We start from the raw sequence: 14,568 nt of genomic DNA on the forward strand, positions 1-14,568 counted from the left end.
CGCGCGGTGTTCGCCACCCTGTCCGACCGACTGACGTCGACCTTCAAGAACCTGCGCTCCAAGGGGCGGCTGTCCGAGGCGGACATCGACGCCACCGTGCGCGAGATCCGCCGGGCCCTGCTCGACGCGGACGTCGCCGTGCCCGTGGTGCGCCAGTTCACCGGCGCGGTGCGCGAGCGCGCGCTCTCCGTCGAGGTCTCCGGCGCCCTCAACCCGGCGCAGCAGGTCGTCAAGATCGTCAACGACGAGCTCGTCGCGATCCTCGGCGGCGAGAGCCGGCCGCTGCACCTGGCCAAGAACCCGCCGAGCGTCATCCTGCTCGCGGGTCTGCAGGGTGCGGGCAAGACGACGCTCGCCGGCAAGCTCGCGCTGCACCTCAAGAGCCAGGGCCACACGCCGCTGCTGGTCGCGGCCGACCTGCAGCGCCCGAACGCCGTCACCCAGCTCCAGGTGGTCGGCGAGCGCGCCGGCGTCCCGGTGTTCGCCCCGCACCCGGGCAACCAGGGCAGCGAGCTGGACGTGGTCACCGGTGCCGACCCGGTCGCCGTCGCCCGCGAGGGCCTCGCGACCGCCCGGGCGCGCCAGCACGACGTGCTCATCGTGGACACCGCCGGCCGGCTCGGCGTGGACGCCGAGCTCATGCAGCAGGCCGCCGACATCCGCGACGCGGTCGACCCGGACGAGATCCTGTTCGTCATCGACGCGATGATCGGCCAGGACGCCGTCGCGACCGCGACCGCGTTCCAGGAGGGCGTCGGCTTCACCGGCGTCGTGCTGTCCAAGCTCGACGGCGACGCGCGCGGTGGTGCCGCGCTGTCGGTCGCCTCGGTCACCGGCCGGCCGATCCTGTTCGCCTCCACGGGCGAGAAGCTCACCGAGTTCGAGGTGTTCCACCCGGACCGCATGGCGTCGCGCATCCTCGACATGGGCGACGTGCTCACGCTCATCGAGCAGGCCGAGAAGGCGTTCGACGCCGAGCAGGCCGAGGAGATGGCCGGCAAGCTCGCGTCGGGCCAGGGCTTCACGCTCGCGGACTTCCTGCAGCAGATGCAGCAGCTGAAGAACATGGGCTCGATGAAGAAGATGCTCGGCATGCTCCCCGGCATGGGGCAGATGCGCGAGGCCATCGAGAACTTCGACGAGCGCGAGGTCGACCGCGTCGAGGCGATCATCCGGTCGATGACGCCGGCCGAGCGGGACAACCCGAAGATCATCAACGGCTCGCGCCGCTCGCGCATCGCCGCGGGCTCCGGCGTCCAGGTGTCCGACGTCAACGGGCTGCTGGAGCGGTTCACCGCCGCGCAGAAGATGATGCAGCAGATGGCCAAGGGCGGCGGCATGCCGATCCCGGGCATGGGCAACCTGCCCGGCACGGGCAAGAAGGGCCGCGGCCGCACGGCGGCGGCGTCCAAGAAGGTCAAGGGCAAGTCCGGCAACCCGGCCAAGCGCGCCCTCGAGGCGAAGGCCGCGGCCGACCGGGCCGCCGGCATCGCCCCGGCCGCGCCCGCCGCGGCCAAGGGCTCGGCGTTCGGCCTGGGCGGCGCCGCGCCGCAGCAGCAGCCGGACGCCTTCGACCCGTCCAGCCTCGAGGACCTGCAGAAGTTCCTCGGGCGCTGAGGCCCGCGCCGGTGACCGCCGAGGTCCTGCACCTGACCGGCCCGGTCGTCCTGGACGACGACCGGGTGGTCGGGCAGGCCTGGGTGGTCGGCGGCCGGATCACGTTCGAGCGGCCCGCGTCCGGTGACGTGACGACGATCGGCGGCTGGGTCGTCCCGGGTCTCGTCGACGTCCACTGCCACATCGGCCTCGCGGCCGAGGGCGCCGTCGACCGGGCCACCGCCGAGGCGCAGGCGCTCGCCGACCGCGACTCCGGTGTGCTGCTGGTGCGCGACGCGGGCTCGCCCGCCGACACCGCCTGGGTGCACGACCGGGCCGACCTGCCGCGGCTGATCCGCGCCGGGCGCCACCTGGCCCGGCCCCGGCGCTACCTGCGGCACTACGGCCGCGAGCTGGACGCCGTCGGGGACCTCGCGACCGCGGTGCGCGAGGAGGCCGCCCGCGGGGACGGCTGGGTCAAGCTGGTCGCCGACTGGATCGACCGGGACCTCGGCGACCAGGGCGACCTGCGCCCGCTGTGGCCGGACGACGTCCTCGCGGGCGCGGTGGCGGCGGCGCACGCGGCCGGTGCCCGGGTCACCGCCCACACCTTCGCCACCGAGGCGCTCGACGCGCTGCTCGACGCCGGCGTCGACTGCCTGGAGCACGCCACCGGGGCGCAGGACCGGCACATCGCCCGGATCGCCGACGCCGGCATCCCGGTCACCGCGACGCTGCTGCAGGTCGCGCAGTTCGGGGCCATCGCCGACCGCGCCGGGAAGTACCCCCTGTACGCCGCCCGGATGCGCCGGATGCACCACCGCCGGTACGCGCACGTCCGCGACCTGCACGACGCGGGGGTGCGGCTGCTGGTCGGCACCGACGCGGGCGGCACCATCGGGCACGGCCGGATCGCCGACGAGGCCGCCGAGCTGGTCGCGGCCGGCGTCCCGGCGCCCGACGTCGTGGCGGCGGCGTCCTGGCACACCCGCGCGTGGCTCGGGGTGCCCGGGCTCGACGAGGGGGCGAGCGCCGACCTGGTGGCGTACGACGCCGACCCGCGGGCCGACATCGCCGAGCTGGCGGCGCCGCGCGCGGTGGTGCTGCGGGGCGTGCGGGTGGCGTGACGCGTCAGCCGCGGACGTCCCGCGCGCGCTGCAGCACCCGCGTCTCACCGGGGGAGTCGGGGTCGTCCGTGATCTCGCGGTCGTCCAGCCAGCAGCCGATCGCGTGCGCGAGCTCGCCGGGGTGGCTGAAGTTCATCGCGTGCGCGGCGCCGCGGACGAGCAGGACGGTCAGGTGCTCCGGCGCCAGCCGCGCGACCTCCCGGGCCCGCCACGGCGGTGGCATCAGCGGGTCGCGCGACCCGAGCACCGCGAGCGTCGGCACCGGCGTGCGCAGCAGCCGCTCCAGCGACGGGAAGTGCACCAGCTCGTGGAACGCGCGGACCGTGGCGACCAGGCCGTAGTGCAGGTAGTCCGGCACGGCGACGCGTGCCATCCGCGGGCTCTCCCGCACCGCGTCGCGGGCCAGCTGGACGACCGCGCGCGAGAACGGCTGGTTGTGCACCCCGCCGGCGGGGGAGACCAGGACGATGCGCTCGACCCGCCCGGGCGCGTCGTGCGCCGCCTCCAGGCTGACCGGGCAGCCGAGGGAGTTGCCGATCAGCACCACCCGGTCCAGCCCCAGGGCGTCGAGCGTGCCGAGCAGCGCCTCCGCCAGCCGGGGGATCGTCAGCGGGGGCCGCGCCGCCGGGCTCAGCCCGTGCCCCGGCAGGTCGGGGACGACCGTCGTGGCGCGACCTGCCAGGGCGGCGGCGGTGGGGAGCATGCACCGGCCGGAGATCGCGAACCCGTGCACGTGGACGAGCGGCGTCGAGCCGGCGACGACCGGCCCGGTCCGCACCACGACGTGGTGCCCGGCGACCTCGACCTCGCGCACCGCCCAGTCCACGGCGACCATGCTCCGACCGTGGCAGACCTCGCGGGCCGGCGCCGCACCCCGCCGGGGTGAGCGTCGTGCCGGTCACAGCCCCGGACGGTCGCACGCAGCGGTCGGCGTCTGGCAGAATGGCTCGCTGTACTCGGCGCGCGCGGCCCCTCTACCCGCACGCGGTCGTGTCCTTCAGGTCCGACCCGGACCGCATGCCCCACGTGCGGACCGCGACGACCGCCCCGTAGACATCCAGGAGAGACCACACTGTGGCCACGAAGATCCGCCTGAAGCGCCTCGGCAAGATCCGGGCGCCGTACTACCGCGTCGTCGTCGCGGACTCCCGCACCAAGCGCGACGGCCGCGCCATCGAGGAGATCGGGAAGTACCACCCGACCGAGGAGCCGTCGCTCATCGAGATCTCCTCCGAGCGTGCGCAGTACTGGCTCAGCGTCGGCGCGCAGCCGTCCGAGCAGGTGCTGGCGCTGCTCAAGGTCACCGGTGACTGGCAGAAGTTCAAGGGCCTGCCGGGCGCCGAGGGCACCCTGCGCACCAAGGCCGCGCCGTCCGACGTCAAGGCCGCGGTCGACGCCGTCGCCGCCGACGCCGAGAAGGCCAAGGCCAAGGCCTCGGAGAAGAAGGCCGCTGCTGCTGCCGCCCCGGCCGCCGACGAGGCGACCGCCGAGGACGAGCAGGCCTGATGCTCGCCGACGCGCTGGAGCACCTGGTCCGCGGCATCGTCGACCACCCGGACGACGTGCACGTCGACGCCCGCTCGCTGCGGCGCGGCGACCTGCTCGAGGTCCGGGTGCACCCGGACGACCTCGGCCGCGTCATCGGCCGCGGCGGCCGGACGGCGCGCGCGCTGCGCACCGTCGTCGGCGCGCTGTCGACCGAGGGCCCGGTGCGCGTCGACGTCGTGGACGTCGCCCGCCGGTGATCCGCGCGTAGCACCACCCGGCACAGGCCCGGTCCCCTCGCGGGACCGGGCCTGTGCTGTGCACCGCCCCTACGCTGTCCGGACCAGAGCCGGACGCCCCGAGAGGAACCCCATGCTGCTGACGGTCGCCCGGATCGGCCGCCCCCACGGGCTGCGCGGCGAGGTCGCGCTGGACGTGCGCACCGACGACCCCGCGGCGCGGCTGACCGTGGGCGCCGTGCTGCCCACCGAGCCCGCGTCGGCCGGCCCCCTCACCGTCGAGCGCGTGCGCGTGCAGCAGGACCGGTGGTTCGTGACGTTCGCCGAGGCGGCGGACCGGACCGCGGTGGAGGCGCTGCGCGGCGTCGAGCTGGTGGTGGAGGTCGCCGAGGACGCGACGTCCGCCGAGGACGACGACGAGGACGCCTGGTACCCGCACGAGCTGGCCGGGCTGCGCGCCGAGCACGTCGACGGTCGTCCGCTGGGCGAGATCCTGGGCCTGGAGCACCACCCCGCGCACGACGTGCTCGTGCTCCGCGAGCCCGACGGCGCCCGCACGCTCGTGCCGTTCGTCCGGGCGATCGTGCCGGTCGTCGACGTCCCGGGCGGCCGCGTGGTGCTGGACCCGCCGGGCGGCCTGCTCGCCGCCGACGCCGCGAACCTGGTCGTCAGCGACGAGACCTCCGGCACCCCGGCGGGGGACGACGACTGACGTGCGCATCGACATCGTCTCGATCTTCCCGGACTACTTGACCCCGCTCGGGCTGTCGCTGGTCGGCAAGGCCCGGACCGCCGGCCTGGTCGACCTGCGGGTGCACGACCTGCGCGACTGGACGACCGACCGGCACCGCACCGTCGACGACACCCCGTTCGGCGGGGGAGCGGGCATGGTCATGAAGCCCGACGTCTGGGGCGCCGCCCTGGACGACCTGGTCACCGACGGCACCCACCTGCTGCTGCCGACCCCGTCCGGCGCCTCCCTGACGCAGCGGCACGCCGAGCGGTGGGCGCAGGACGAGCACCTGGTGATCGCCTGCGGGCGGTACGAGGGCATCGACGCCCGCGTCGCCGCGCACTACGCGGACCGGCCGGGGGTGCGGGTCGACGAGTACTCGATCGGCGACTACGTGCTGAACGGCGGCGAGGTCGCCGCGATGGTGCTGGTCGAGGCCGTGGTCCGGCTGCTGCCCGGTGTGGTCGGCAACCCGGCCTCGCTGGTGGAGGAGTCGCACGGCAGCGCCGGCCTGCTCGAGTACCCCGTGTACACCAAGCCGCCGGCCTGGCGGGACCTGGAGGTCCCCGAGGTGCTGCTGTCCGGGCACCACGGGCGCGTCGAGCGCTGGCGCCGCGACCAGGCGCTCGCCCGCACCGCCGCGCGCCGCCCGGACCTGCTGCGGCTGCTGGACCCCGCCGGCCTGGACAAGGCCGACCGGGCCGCCCTGGCCGAGCTCGGCTGGACGGTCGGGGACGAGGGCGTCGCGCCGCCGGCGTGACGTCGACCACCCGTTTCGACCGCCCAGGTCCGCGTGTGGCAGACTTGTCCGTCGGTGCGCGCACGGTCACGTCCCTGCCACGGGGGAGACGAGCACGACCCGCCGAGCGATCGGCCGCGCACCTCACTGACTCCACCCGGCACCACACGGTGCCGACGACGACGCGCGTGACCTGTGGCACGGCGGGAAAGCGACACACGATGTCCCACATCCTCGACTCGCTCGATGCGGCTTCGCTCCGCACCGACATCCCGGACTTCCGGGCCGGCGACACGCTGAAGGTCAACGTCAAGGTCGTCGAGGGCAACCGCTCTCGCGTCCAGGTCTTCCAGGGCGTGGTCATCGCGCGCCAGGGCGACGGCGTCCGCGAGACCTTCACCATCCGCAAGGTCTCCTTCGGCGTCGGCGTCGAGCGCACCTTCCCGGTGCACTCCCCGACCCTGGAGTCGGTCGAGGTCGCGACCCGCGGTGACGTCCGCCGCGCCAAGCTCTACTACCTGCGCAACCTCCGCGGCAAGAAGGCCAAGATCAAGGAGAAGCGCGACGCGGTCCCGGCCAAGAAGGCCTGAGACCCCCGCTGCAGCGCCGACGGGCGGTCACCCCACGACGGGGTGGCCGCCCGTCGCGGCGTCCGGGCAGGTCGGCGTGCGCGACCTGCGCGGGGCGGCGCGCGATGGTGGGAAGTAGCGGGACGACGTGGGAGAGTGATGCGGTGACGGACCAGGACGCGGCAGCCGCCGAGCAGGAGGCCCGCTCCGGCGCGGGGCCGACCACCGAGCGCAGGCGGGGACCGGTCGCGTCCTTCGCGCGCGAGACCGCCATCATCCTGCTGAGCGCGATCGTGCTGTCCTGGGTGGTCAAGACCTTCCTCGCGCAGGCGTTCTTCATCCCGAGCGCGTCCATGCACGACACGCTGCTCGAGGGCGACCGCGTGCTGGTGAGCAAGCTCGCCCCCGGCCCGTTCGACCTGCACCGCGGTGACATCGTCGTGTTCTCCGACTCCGGCGGCTGGCTGGACCAGCAGGCCGTCCCGGAGACCAACGTGGTCCAGGACGCCCTCATCGCGGTCGGTCTGATGCCGCAGCAGTCCGAGGACCACCTGATCAAGCGGGTCATCGGCCTGCCGGGCGACCGGGTGGCCTCCGCGGGCGACGGCTCGCCGCTGACCGTCAACGGCGAGCCGGTCGACGAGTCGCCCTACCTGGCGCCCGGCGCGAGCCCGAGCGAGATCGCGTTCGACGTCACCGTGCCCGCGGACTCCCTGTGGGTCATGGGGGACAACCGGCAGCACTCCGCGGACTCCCGCTACCACCTGGGCGACCCGGGCGGCGGCTCGGTGCCCGTCGACGACGTGGTCGGCACCGCGTTCGTCACGCTGTGGCCCGCCGACCGGCTGGGCCTGCTGCGCAACCCCGGGGACGTGTTCGCCGACGTCCCCGACCCGTCGTGACCGCCGGCCGGGCCCGCACCGCCTGGAACCGGGCGGCGCCGACGCTGCGCGTCGAGCGGCAGATCATCCGCGACGGCGTCCCCGCGCTCGCGTGCGCCGACGAGGTCGGCCGCGGCAGCCTCAGCGGGCCCGTGACCGTCGGGGTCGTGGTCGTGACCGCGGACAGCCGCGCCGTCCCCCAGGGCGTGCGGGACAGCAAGCTGGTCAGCCCCGCCGAGCGCGAGCGGCTCGCCCCGCTGATCCGCCGCTGGGCCGCCGCCTGGTCCGTCGGGCACGCCGAGCCGTCCGAGATCGACGCCTACGGCATCATCGCGGCGCTCCGGCTCGCCGCGCACCGCGCGATCGCCGCGCTCGACGTCGCGCCGGGCGCCCTGCTGCTCGACGGCAACCACGACTACGTGACCACGCCCGCGCAGGACACGCTGCTCGGCCCGCCCGTCGTGCTCGACGTGGTGCCGCCGGTGCGGACCATCGTCAAGGCCGACCTGCGGTGCGCCGCGGTGGCCGCGGCCAGCATCCTGGCCAAGACGGAGCGCGACGCGATCATGACGCGCCTGCACGACGAGCACCCGGAGTACGGCTGGGCCGAGAACAAGGGGTACTCGGCGCCGGAGCACCTGGCCGCGCTGCGGCGGCACGGCCCGAGCCCGCACCACCGGACGTCCTGGCGGCTGCCCGGGGTGGGGGCGCCGCTCGACGAGCAGGGCGACGCCGCCGAGGTGCCGGTGCTGCTGGAGCCGCTGCCGCTCGTGCCGGCGGGTCCGGCCGCGCCGTAGCCGGGCCCGTCCTGCGCGGCGCGGTGCGTCCGGCCGCGGGGGTGACGTGCGCCCGGGTGCGGACCCCGGCCGTCCATGGGGGATGATGGGTCGGTGAGCGCCGAGGACCTGGAGAACTACGAGACCGAGATGGAGCTCGCGCTCTACCGCGAGTACCGCGACGCCGTGGGGCTGTTCTCGTACGTCGTGGAGACGGAGCGCCGGTTCTACCTGGCGAACCACGTGGACCTGCAGGTGCGGTCCGCGGCGGGCGAGGTGTACTTCGAGCTGACGCTGGCCGACGCCTGGGTGTGGGACGTGTACCGGTCCGCCCGGTTCGTGAAGTCGGTGCGCGTCGTGACGTTCAAGGACGTCAACGTCGAGGAGCTGGTCAAGGCGGACCTGGACCTCGGCGGCGGCAGCGGCTTCGCGCGCTGACCCGCGGCTCACGGGGCACCCGCCCCGCTGCCTGAGCGGGCCCCGGGTCCTCCACAGGGCACCCGTCGTGCGTCGTCCCCAGCTCGCGCCCGTCGGCCCGTGCGGTGCGCCCGTCGCGCCGGGCAGCCTCCGTGGCGGAGGTGACGCGGATGCGCACGAGGATCGAGACCGGCCGGCTGGGCGAGGACCTGGCCGTGCGCTACCTGGAGCTGCAGGGCTACCGGGTGCTCGACCGGAACTGGTACGGCCCGGCCGGTGAGCTGGACGTCGTCGCCCACGACGTCGCCGAGGACGCCGTGGTCGGCGTCGAGGTCAAGACCCGCCGCACCGCCGCGTACGGCAGCCCCGCCGAGGCCGTCACGCCGCGCAAGGTGCGCCGGATGCGGGTGCTGCTGGCCCAGTGGCTGACGGCGCACGACGTGCACGCGGCCGGCGCACGCCTGGACGTCGTCGCCGTGCGGCTGCTGCCCGCGGGACCGCCCCGGATCGAGCACCTCGTCGGTGTCTGCTGATGGCGCTCGGGCGAACGCGCGCGGTGGGGCTGGTCGGGATGGTCGGGCACGTGGTCGAGGTCGAGGCGCACCTGGCCCCGGCGCTGCCCGCCTTCGTGCTGGTCGGGCTGCCGGACGCCTCGCTGTCCGAGGCGCGGGACCGGGTGCGCGCGGCCGTCGGGTCGACCGGGCTCGCGTGGCCGAACCGCCGGATCACGGTCAACCTCACGCCCGCCGCGCTGCCCAAGTCCGGGCCGGCGTTCGACCTGGCGGTGGCGGTCTCGGTCCTCGCGGCCGGGGACCTGCTCGACGCCGCGCGCGCGGCCCGGGCCGTCCACCTCGGGGAGCTCGGCCTGGACGGGCGCCTGCGCCCGGTGCGCGGGGTGCTGCCCGCCGTCGCGGCGGCCGTGACCGCGGGCTTCCCGGACGTCGTGGTCCCGGAGGCGGACGTCGCCGAGGCGGCGCTGGTCCCCGGCGCGCGCGTGGTCGGGTGCCGCACGCTCGCGGAGGTCGTGCACCGGTACGGCGGCGCGGCTCCGGTGCCCGACGTCCCGCCGGTGCCCGCGGTGCGCACCGCGCCGGAGCGCCGGAGCACGCCCGGCGACCTGGCCGACGTGCGGGGCCAGGTGGTGGCGCGGACCGCGGTGGAGGTCGCCGCGGCGGGGGCGCACCACCTGCTGCTGGTCGGCCCGCCCGGGGCGGGCAAGACGATGCTCGCGTCGCGGCTGCCCGGCCTGCTGCCCGACCTCGACGAGACCGAGGCCGTCGAGGTGACCACCGTGCACTCCGTCGCCGGCACCTTCGACCCCGCCCACGGCCTGCTGCGGCGCCCGCCGTTCGAGGACCCGCACCACACCGCGACGTCGGCGAGCATCATCGGCGGCGGATCCGGGGTCGCCCGCCCGGGTGCGGCGTCCCGCGCCCACCGCGGCGTGCTGCTGCTCGACGAGGCGCTCGAGTTCCCCACGTCGGTCCTGCAGACGCTGCGGCAGCCCCTCGAGCACGGCGAGGTGGTCATCCACCGGGCCCGGGGCGCCGCGCGGTACCCGGCCCGGTTCCAGCTCGTGCTGGCCGCCAACCCGTGCCCGTGCGGCCGCGCCGTCGGCAAGGGGCTGGCGTGCACGTGCTCCTCGCTGGACCGGCGGCGGTACTTCGGGCGGATCTCCGGCCCGCTGCTCGACCGGGTCGACGTGCAGGTGGAGGTCCCCGCGGTGCGTCGCGCCGAGCTGCGCGGTGAGGCGGAGAGCACAGCGACGGTAGCCGCCCGCGTGGCCGGTGCGCGGGCGGCGCAGGCCGAGCGCTGGTCCGGCACGCCGTGGCGGGTCAACGCCGAGGTGCCGGGGCGGGTGCTCCGCGAGCGGCTGCGCCCGGAACCCGGCCTGCTGCGGCTGGTCGACGAGGGGCTCGACCGCGGCACGCTGACGCTCCGGGGTGCCGACCGGGTGCTGCGGGTCGCGTGGACGCTCGCCGACCTGGCGGGCCGCGCCGCGCCGGACGGCGGCGACATCGGGCGGGCCGTGGCGCTGCGCACCCGCGGGCAGGCGACGTCATGACCGCGCCGCGTGCTCGCGAGCCGTTCGGGGCCGACGACCCGCACGACCCGCACGACCCGCACGACCCGCACGGCCGGGGCGCCACGGGCGCCGTGCCCGCCCTGCCTTTGGCGGAGGTCCGTGCACGTGCCGCGTGGAGCCAGGTCACCGAACCCGGCGACCCCACCGCCGGTGCCGTCGTGGCGGCGCTCGGAGCCGTCCGCGCCCTCGACTGGCTCCGGTGGGCGGTCGACGTCCCGGCCGGTGACGCCCTGGAGCGCCTGCGCGTCCTGGCGCGCGATGCGAGCGCCGGCACGGACGCACACCCTGGTGCTGGTCCCGCTCGTGCGGGGGTCGCTCGTACCGACGTCGCCCGTGCGAGGGTCGCGCACGCCCGCGACGCCCGTGGCCTCGGGGACGGCGACGGCGGCGCGCCCGCAGGCCCGCGGCCCGGCGCGGTGCCCGTGCAGGACGGCCTGTGGTCCGTGCCCTGGCCGGACGCCCCAGCCCGCGTGCTGGCCCGGGCGCTCCCGCGCTGGGCACCCCGGGCAGCCGAGATCGACCCCGACCGCGCGCTGGACGGGCTCGCGCGCGTCGACGGCACGCTGCTCGTGCCGGGCCGGCCGGGCTGGCCGCGGCGCCTCGACGACCTCGGCGTCGAGGCGCCGCTCTGCCTGTGGGTGCGGGGCGACCCGCTGCTGGGCTCCGTCACCGGGCGGTCGGTCGCGGTGGTCGGTGCCCGGGCGGCGACCACGTACGGCGAGCGCGTGGCCGCCGACCTCGGCGCCGGCCTCGCGAGCCACGGCGTCACCGTGGTCTCGGGCGGCGCGTTCGGGATCGACGTCGCCGCCCACCGCGGCGCGCTCGCCGCCGACGGCACCACGGTCGCGCTCCTCGCCGGTGGCATCGACCGGCCGTCACCCGCCGGGAACCTGCCCGTGCTCGAACGCCTCGTCGAGGCCGGTGGCGCGCTGGTGTCGGAGTGCCCGCCGGGGACGGTGCCCAGCCGGTCCCGGTTCCTGCAGCGGAACCGGCTCATCGCCGCGCTGGGCGGCGCGACGGTCGTGGTGGAGGCGGCGTGGCGGTCCGGCGCGCTGAGCACCGCGGCGCGCGCGACGGCGCTGCTCCGGCCGCTCGGTGCCGTGCCCGGGCCGGTGACGTCCATGGCGTCGGCCGGCTGCCACCGGCTGCTGCGGGACGGGGCCGCGGTGTGCGTCACCGACGCCGACGAGGTCCTGGAGCTGCTGGACGGCCCCACGGCGGGACCCGGTGGTGGCGCGGGCACCGGCACCGGCGGCGACAACGGTACGGCCGCCTCCCGGGAGCGCGGACGGGCGGACAGCACCGACCGCGCCGACAGCCTCGCCTCGCGCGTCCTCGACGCGCTGCCGGTGCGCCGTGGCGCCGGCGTGGACGACGTCGCGCGACGGGCGGGCCTGTCCGAGCGCGAGGTCACCGGTGAGCTCGGGCTGCTCGAGCTCGCGGGGACGGTCCGCTGCACGGCCGGACTCTGGTCACGCGCTCCGAGCAGCCCGCGTGCGCGGTGACCTCCACCGGCCCGAGCGGGACGTCGCCGTGGTCCGTGCGGCCGGGCGCAGCCCGGCACGGTCCGGCACGGCACGGCACGGCCCGGCACCGCTCGCACGTCCCGGCACCGCCCCGCACCTCCGGGAACCGCCCGCACCGCGGCCCCATGCCACACGTCCGGCGGGTCCGCGCGCCCCGGAAAGCGTCTTCACACCGATGGGGGACCCGGAAAAGGTTCCCGGGTGTCCGCCTGCTGGACACCCGGGTGCCCAGAACGCCATGAAAACGCATGAAAACGCGGCTTCGAATCGGACATACGACCCTGATTCGTACAGGGGTGGGTGAAACGCGCCACACATGCCTTGTCGCCCGCAGGGGTGACGGGTGACCGTAGTCCCGTGCAGACGGGGGCGGAAGCAGGGACGACGCGGGGGACGACCTCCGTGGTCGATGCCTTCGCGCTCCACCTGGGCGCCCAGCGGGGCCTGGCCGAGAACACGGTCCGGGCGTACCTGGGGGACCTGGCCGACCTCGCCGGCTACGCCCGGCGGCACGGCGTGCCCGACCTGATGGACGTCGACATCGTCGTGCTGCGCGGCTGGCTCGCCTCCATGGCCTCGTCGCAGCGCAGCCGCGCCACGATGGCGCGCCGCGGCGCCGCGGTGCGCACCTTCTTCGCCTGGGCCACCCGCACCGGCCGCGTCGCGCAGGACCCGGCGCTCCGCCTCGCGAGCGCCCGGCCGGCCTCGCACCTGCCGACCGTGCTGGACCAGGCTGCCGCGGCGACGCTGCTCGACACCGCCCGGGTCCGCGCCGACGACGGCGACCCGGTGCACCTGCGGGACTGGGCGGCGCTCGAGCTGCTCTACGCCACGGGCGTGCGGGTCGGCGAGCTGTGCGGCGCGGACGTCGACGACCTCGACCTGGGCGGCCGCACCCTGCGGGTCACCGGCAAGGGCGACAAGCAGCGCGTCGTCCCGGTCGGCGAGCTCGCGGTCGACGCGGTCGAGGCGTGGCTGACCCGGGGTCGTCCCGCGCTCGCCACCGCGACCTCCGGCCCGGCGCTGCTCCTCGGGCAGCGTGGCGGCCGGATCGACCAGCGCCGGCTGCGCCAGGTCGTGCATGATGTCGCAGGATCGGCCGGTGTCGACGACGTCGCGCCGCACGCGTTGCGGCACTCCGTCGCGACGCACCTGCTCGAGGGCGGGTCCGACCTGCGCAGCGTGCAGGAGGTGCTGGGTCACGCCAGCCTCGCGACCACCCAGCGCTACACCCACGTGACCGCGGACCGCCTCCGCGCCTCGTTCGAGCAAGCCCACCCCCGAGCATGAAGTCCGAGATGGAGACGCCCATGTCAGCTCCGGCTGAGGACACGGTGCAGCTGGCTGCACCGCAGCGCCGCGGGTCGAGCGCGCCGCTCGGTGTCATCCCCCGGCAGCAGACGCTCGACGTCGACGCGGTCGCTGCGCTCGCGGTGGACACGCTCGAGGCCGAGGTCGACACGGTCGCGGACCTGGACGACGTCGTCACGCTGACCGTCGTCGACTCCCCGGCCGGCCTGACCGACGCCCCGGTCGACCCGGTGGCCGAGGACTGGCTGATCTTCAAGTCGGGCGGCGACCGCCTCGTGCGCGAGCGCCTGATCCTGCACTACGCCCCGCTGGTCACGGCCGTCGCCGGCCGGGTGGGCATGCGCCTGCCCGCCATGGTCGAGCAGGCGGACCTGGTGTCCTACGGCATGTTCGGCCTGATCGACGCGATCGAGAAGTACGAGCCGGGCCGCTCGGTGAAGTTCGAGACCTACGCGAGCTCCCGCATCCGGGGCGCCATCATCGACGAGCTGCGCGCGATGGACTGGATCCCGCGCTCGGTCCGCACCAAGGCCCGTGCGGTCGACCGCGCCTACGCCGAGCTGGAGGGCCAGCTGCACCGGGTGCCCACCGAGTCCGAGGTCGCCTCGCGGCTGCAGATCGACGTCCGCGAGCTGCGGGCGCTGTTCACCCAGCTGTCGACCGTGAACGTCGCCGCGCTGGACGAGCTGCTCGGCGCCGGCGAGGACCGCGGCGACCGGCTGTCGCTGCTCGACACCCTGGGCGACGACCGCACCCCGGACCCGGAGAACTCGTTCGAGGCGCAGGAGACCAAGTTCCTGCTGGCCCGGGCGATCGACCAGCTCGGCGAGCGCGAGAAGCTCGTCCTGGTCCTCTACTACTACGAGGGCATGACGCTCGCGGAGATCGGCCGGGTGCTCGGCGTGACCGAGTCCCGCATCTCCCAGATGCACACCGCCGCGATGCTGCGCCTGCGCGCTCGCCTGACGGAGGCCGACCGGGGCTGACACCCTGCGCGGGTCCGTCGGGGTGCGGCTGAGCAGCACCACCGGGCCGCCGCGCAGCAGCAGCATCGGGTCGAGGTAGGTCTCGCCGTCCCGCACG

16 protein-coding genes are annotated in these 14,568 nt (G+C 75.8%); 15 read left to right on the forward strand and 1 reads right to left on the reverse strand.

Features of this window, described 5'->3' with window-relative positions; genetic code table 11:
• The first annotated feature begins 6 nt into the window (after positions 1-6).
• Positions 7-1,617, forward strand: a complete 1,611-nt coding sequence (gene ffh, locus AC1050_RS15130) for a signal recognition particle protein (RefSeq protein WP_482388229.1) — start codon at positions 7-9, stop codon at positions 1,615-1,617.
• An 11-nt stretch (positions 1,618-1,628) separates the two neighbouring features.
• Positions 1,629-2,723: an amidohydrolase family protein gene (locus AC1050_RS15135; protein ID WP_482388230.1), complete on the forward strand. Its 1,095-nt coding sequence runs from the start codon at positions 1,629-1,631 to the stop codon at positions 2,721-2,723.
• 4 nt (positions 2,724-2,727) lie between these two features.
• Here the strand turns inward: AC1050_RS15135 and AC1050_RS15140 are convergent, their stop codons facing one another.
• On the reverse strand, positions 2,728-3,558 hold the full coding sequence (locus tag AC1050_RS15140) for an alpha/beta fold hydrolase (RefSeq protein ID WP_482388231.1): 831 nt from the start codon (positions 3,556-3,558) through the stop codon (positions 2,728-2,730).
• Between the two features lie 239 nt (positions 3,559-3,797).
• On the opposite strand from AC1050_RS15140, the gene rpsP reads away from it, so the two are divergent.
• From rpsP to whiG, 13 genes are all read left to right on the forward strand, one after another.
• Positions 3,798-4,229 (forward strand): 30S ribosomal protein S16, encoded by a 432-nt coding sequence (gene rpsP, locus AC1050_RS15145; RefSeq protein ID WP_482388232.1) that lies wholly within the window; start codon positions 3,798-3,800, stop codon positions 4,227-4,229.
• Complete coding sequence (locus AC1050_RS15150; RefSeq protein WP_454049181.1) at positions 4,229-4,468, forward strand: RNA-binding protein; 240 nt, start codon at positions 4,229-4,231, stop codon at positions 4,466-4,468. Before rpsP ends, AC1050_RS15150 begins: the two co-directional genes overlap by 1 nt.
• A 112-nt stretch (positions 4,469-4,580) precedes the next feature.
• Positions 4,581-5,159, forward strand: a complete 579-nt coding sequence (rimM, locus tag AC1050_RS15155) for a ribosome maturation factor RimM (RefSeq protein WP_482388233.1) — start codon at positions 4,581-4,583, stop codon at positions 5,157-5,159.
• Between the two features lies 1 nt (position 5,160).
• Complete coding sequence (gene trmD / locus AC1050_RS15160) at positions 5,161-5,940, forward strand: tRNA (guanosine(37)-N1)-methyltransferase TrmD (RefSeq protein ID WP_482388234.1); 780 nt, start codon at positions 5,161-5,163, stop codon at positions 5,938-5,940.
• Positions 5,941-6,140: 200 nt separating this feature from the next.
• On the forward strand, positions 6,141-6,509 hold the full coding sequence (rplS, locus tag AC1050_RS15165; protein WP_482388235.1) for a 50S ribosomal protein L19: 369 nt from the start codon (positions 6,141-6,143) through the stop codon (positions 6,507-6,509).
• 143 nt (positions 6,510-6,652) lie between these two features.
• Positions 6,653-7,390, forward strand: a complete 738-nt coding sequence (gene lepB, locus AC1050_RS15170; RefSeq protein WP_482388236.1) for a signal peptidase I — start codon at positions 6,653-6,655, stop codon at positions 7,388-7,390.
• Positions 7,387-8,166: a ribonuclease HII gene (locus tag AC1050_RS15175; RefSeq protein WP_482388237.1), complete on the forward strand. Its 780-nt coding sequence runs from the start codon at positions 7,387-7,389 to the stop codon at positions 8,164-8,166. The genes lepB and AC1050_RS15175 overlap by 4 nt, the downstream gene beginning before the upstream one ends.
• A 93-nt stretch (positions 8,167-8,259) precedes the next feature.
• Complete coding sequence (locus AC1050_RS15180) at positions 8,260-8,583, forward strand: DUF2469 domain-containing protein (RefSeq protein ID WP_482388238.1); 324 nt, start codon at positions 8,260-8,262, stop codon at positions 8,581-8,583.
• A 149-nt stretch (positions 8,584-8,732) separates the two neighbouring features.
• Positions 8,733-9,095 carry a YraN family protein gene (locus tag AC1050_RS15185; RefSeq protein WP_482388239.1) on the forward strand — a complete coding sequence of 121 codons (363 nt, stop codon included), beginning with the start codon at positions 8,733-8,735 and terminating at the stop codon, positions 9,093-9,095.
• A complete protein-coding gene (locus tag AC1050_RS15190) occupies positions 9,095-10,627 on the forward strand; it encodes a YifB family Mg chelatase-like AAA ATPase (protein WP_482388240.1) in 1,533 nt (510 codons plus the stop codon). Before AC1050_RS15185 ends, AC1050_RS15190 begins: the two co-directional genes overlap by 1 nt.
• Positions 10,624-12,153 (forward strand): DNA-processing protein DprA, encoded by a 1,530-nt coding sequence (dprA, locus tag AC1050_RS15195; RefSeq protein WP_482388241.1) that lies wholly within the window; start codon positions 10,624-10,626, stop codon positions 12,151-12,153. The genes AC1050_RS15190 and dprA overlap by 4 nt, the downstream gene beginning before the upstream one ends.
• A gap of 423 nt (positions 12,154-12,576) precedes the next feature.
• Positions 12,577-13,464 (forward strand): tyrosine recombinase XerC, encoded by an 888-nt coding sequence (locus AC1050_RS15200; RefSeq protein ID WP_482388242.1) that lies wholly within the window; start codon positions 12,577-12,579, stop codon positions 13,462-13,464.
• Positions 13,465-13,484: 20 nt separating this feature from the next.
• Entirely contained in the window at positions 13,485-14,471 is a 987-nt protein-coding gene (gene whiG, locus AC1050_RS15205; RefSeq protein ID WP_482388243.1) for an RNA polymerase sigma factor WhiG, read from the forward strand.
• The last annotated feature ends 97 nt before the right edge of the window (positions 14,472-14,568 follow it).

It is taken from the genome of Cellulomonas sp. NEAU-ZC6 (genome assembly GCF_056844425.1).

Excerpts from the sequence above, each read along its gene's own strand:
- dprA (WP_482388241.1), top strand. The coding sequence starts at position 10,624 with ATGACCGCGCCGCGTGCTCGCGAGCCGTTCGGGGCCGACGACCCGCAC.
- AC1050_RS15150 (WP_454049181.1), top strand. The coding sequence starts at position 4,229 with ATGCTCGCCGACGCGCTGGAGCACCTGGTCCGCGGCATCGTCGACCAC.
- AC1050_RS15140 (WP_482388231.1), bottom strand. The coding sequence starts at position 3,558 with ATGGTCGCCGTGGACTGGGCGGTGCGCGAGGTCGAGGTCGCCGGGCAC.
- rimM (WP_482388233.1), top strand. The coding sequence starts at position 4,581 with ATGCTGCTGACGGTCGCCCGGATCGGCCGCCCCCACGGGCTGCGCGGC.
- rplS (WP_482388235.1), top strand. The coding sequence starts at position 6,141 with ATGTCCCACATCCTCGACTCGCTCGATGCGGCTTCGCTCCGCACCGAC.
- AC1050_RS15190 (WP_482388240.1), top strand. The coding sequence starts at position 9,095 with ATGGCGCTCGGGCGAACGCGCGCGGTGGGGCTGGTCGGGATGGTCGGG.
- whiG (WP_482388243.1), top strand. The coding sequence starts at position 13,485 with ATGTCAGCTCCGGCTGAGGACACGGTGCAGCTGGCTGCACCGCAGCGC.
- AC1050_RS15185 (WP_482388239.1), top strand. The coding sequence starts at position 8,733 with ATGCGCACGAGGATCGAGACCGGCCGGCTGGGCGAGGACCTGGCCGTG.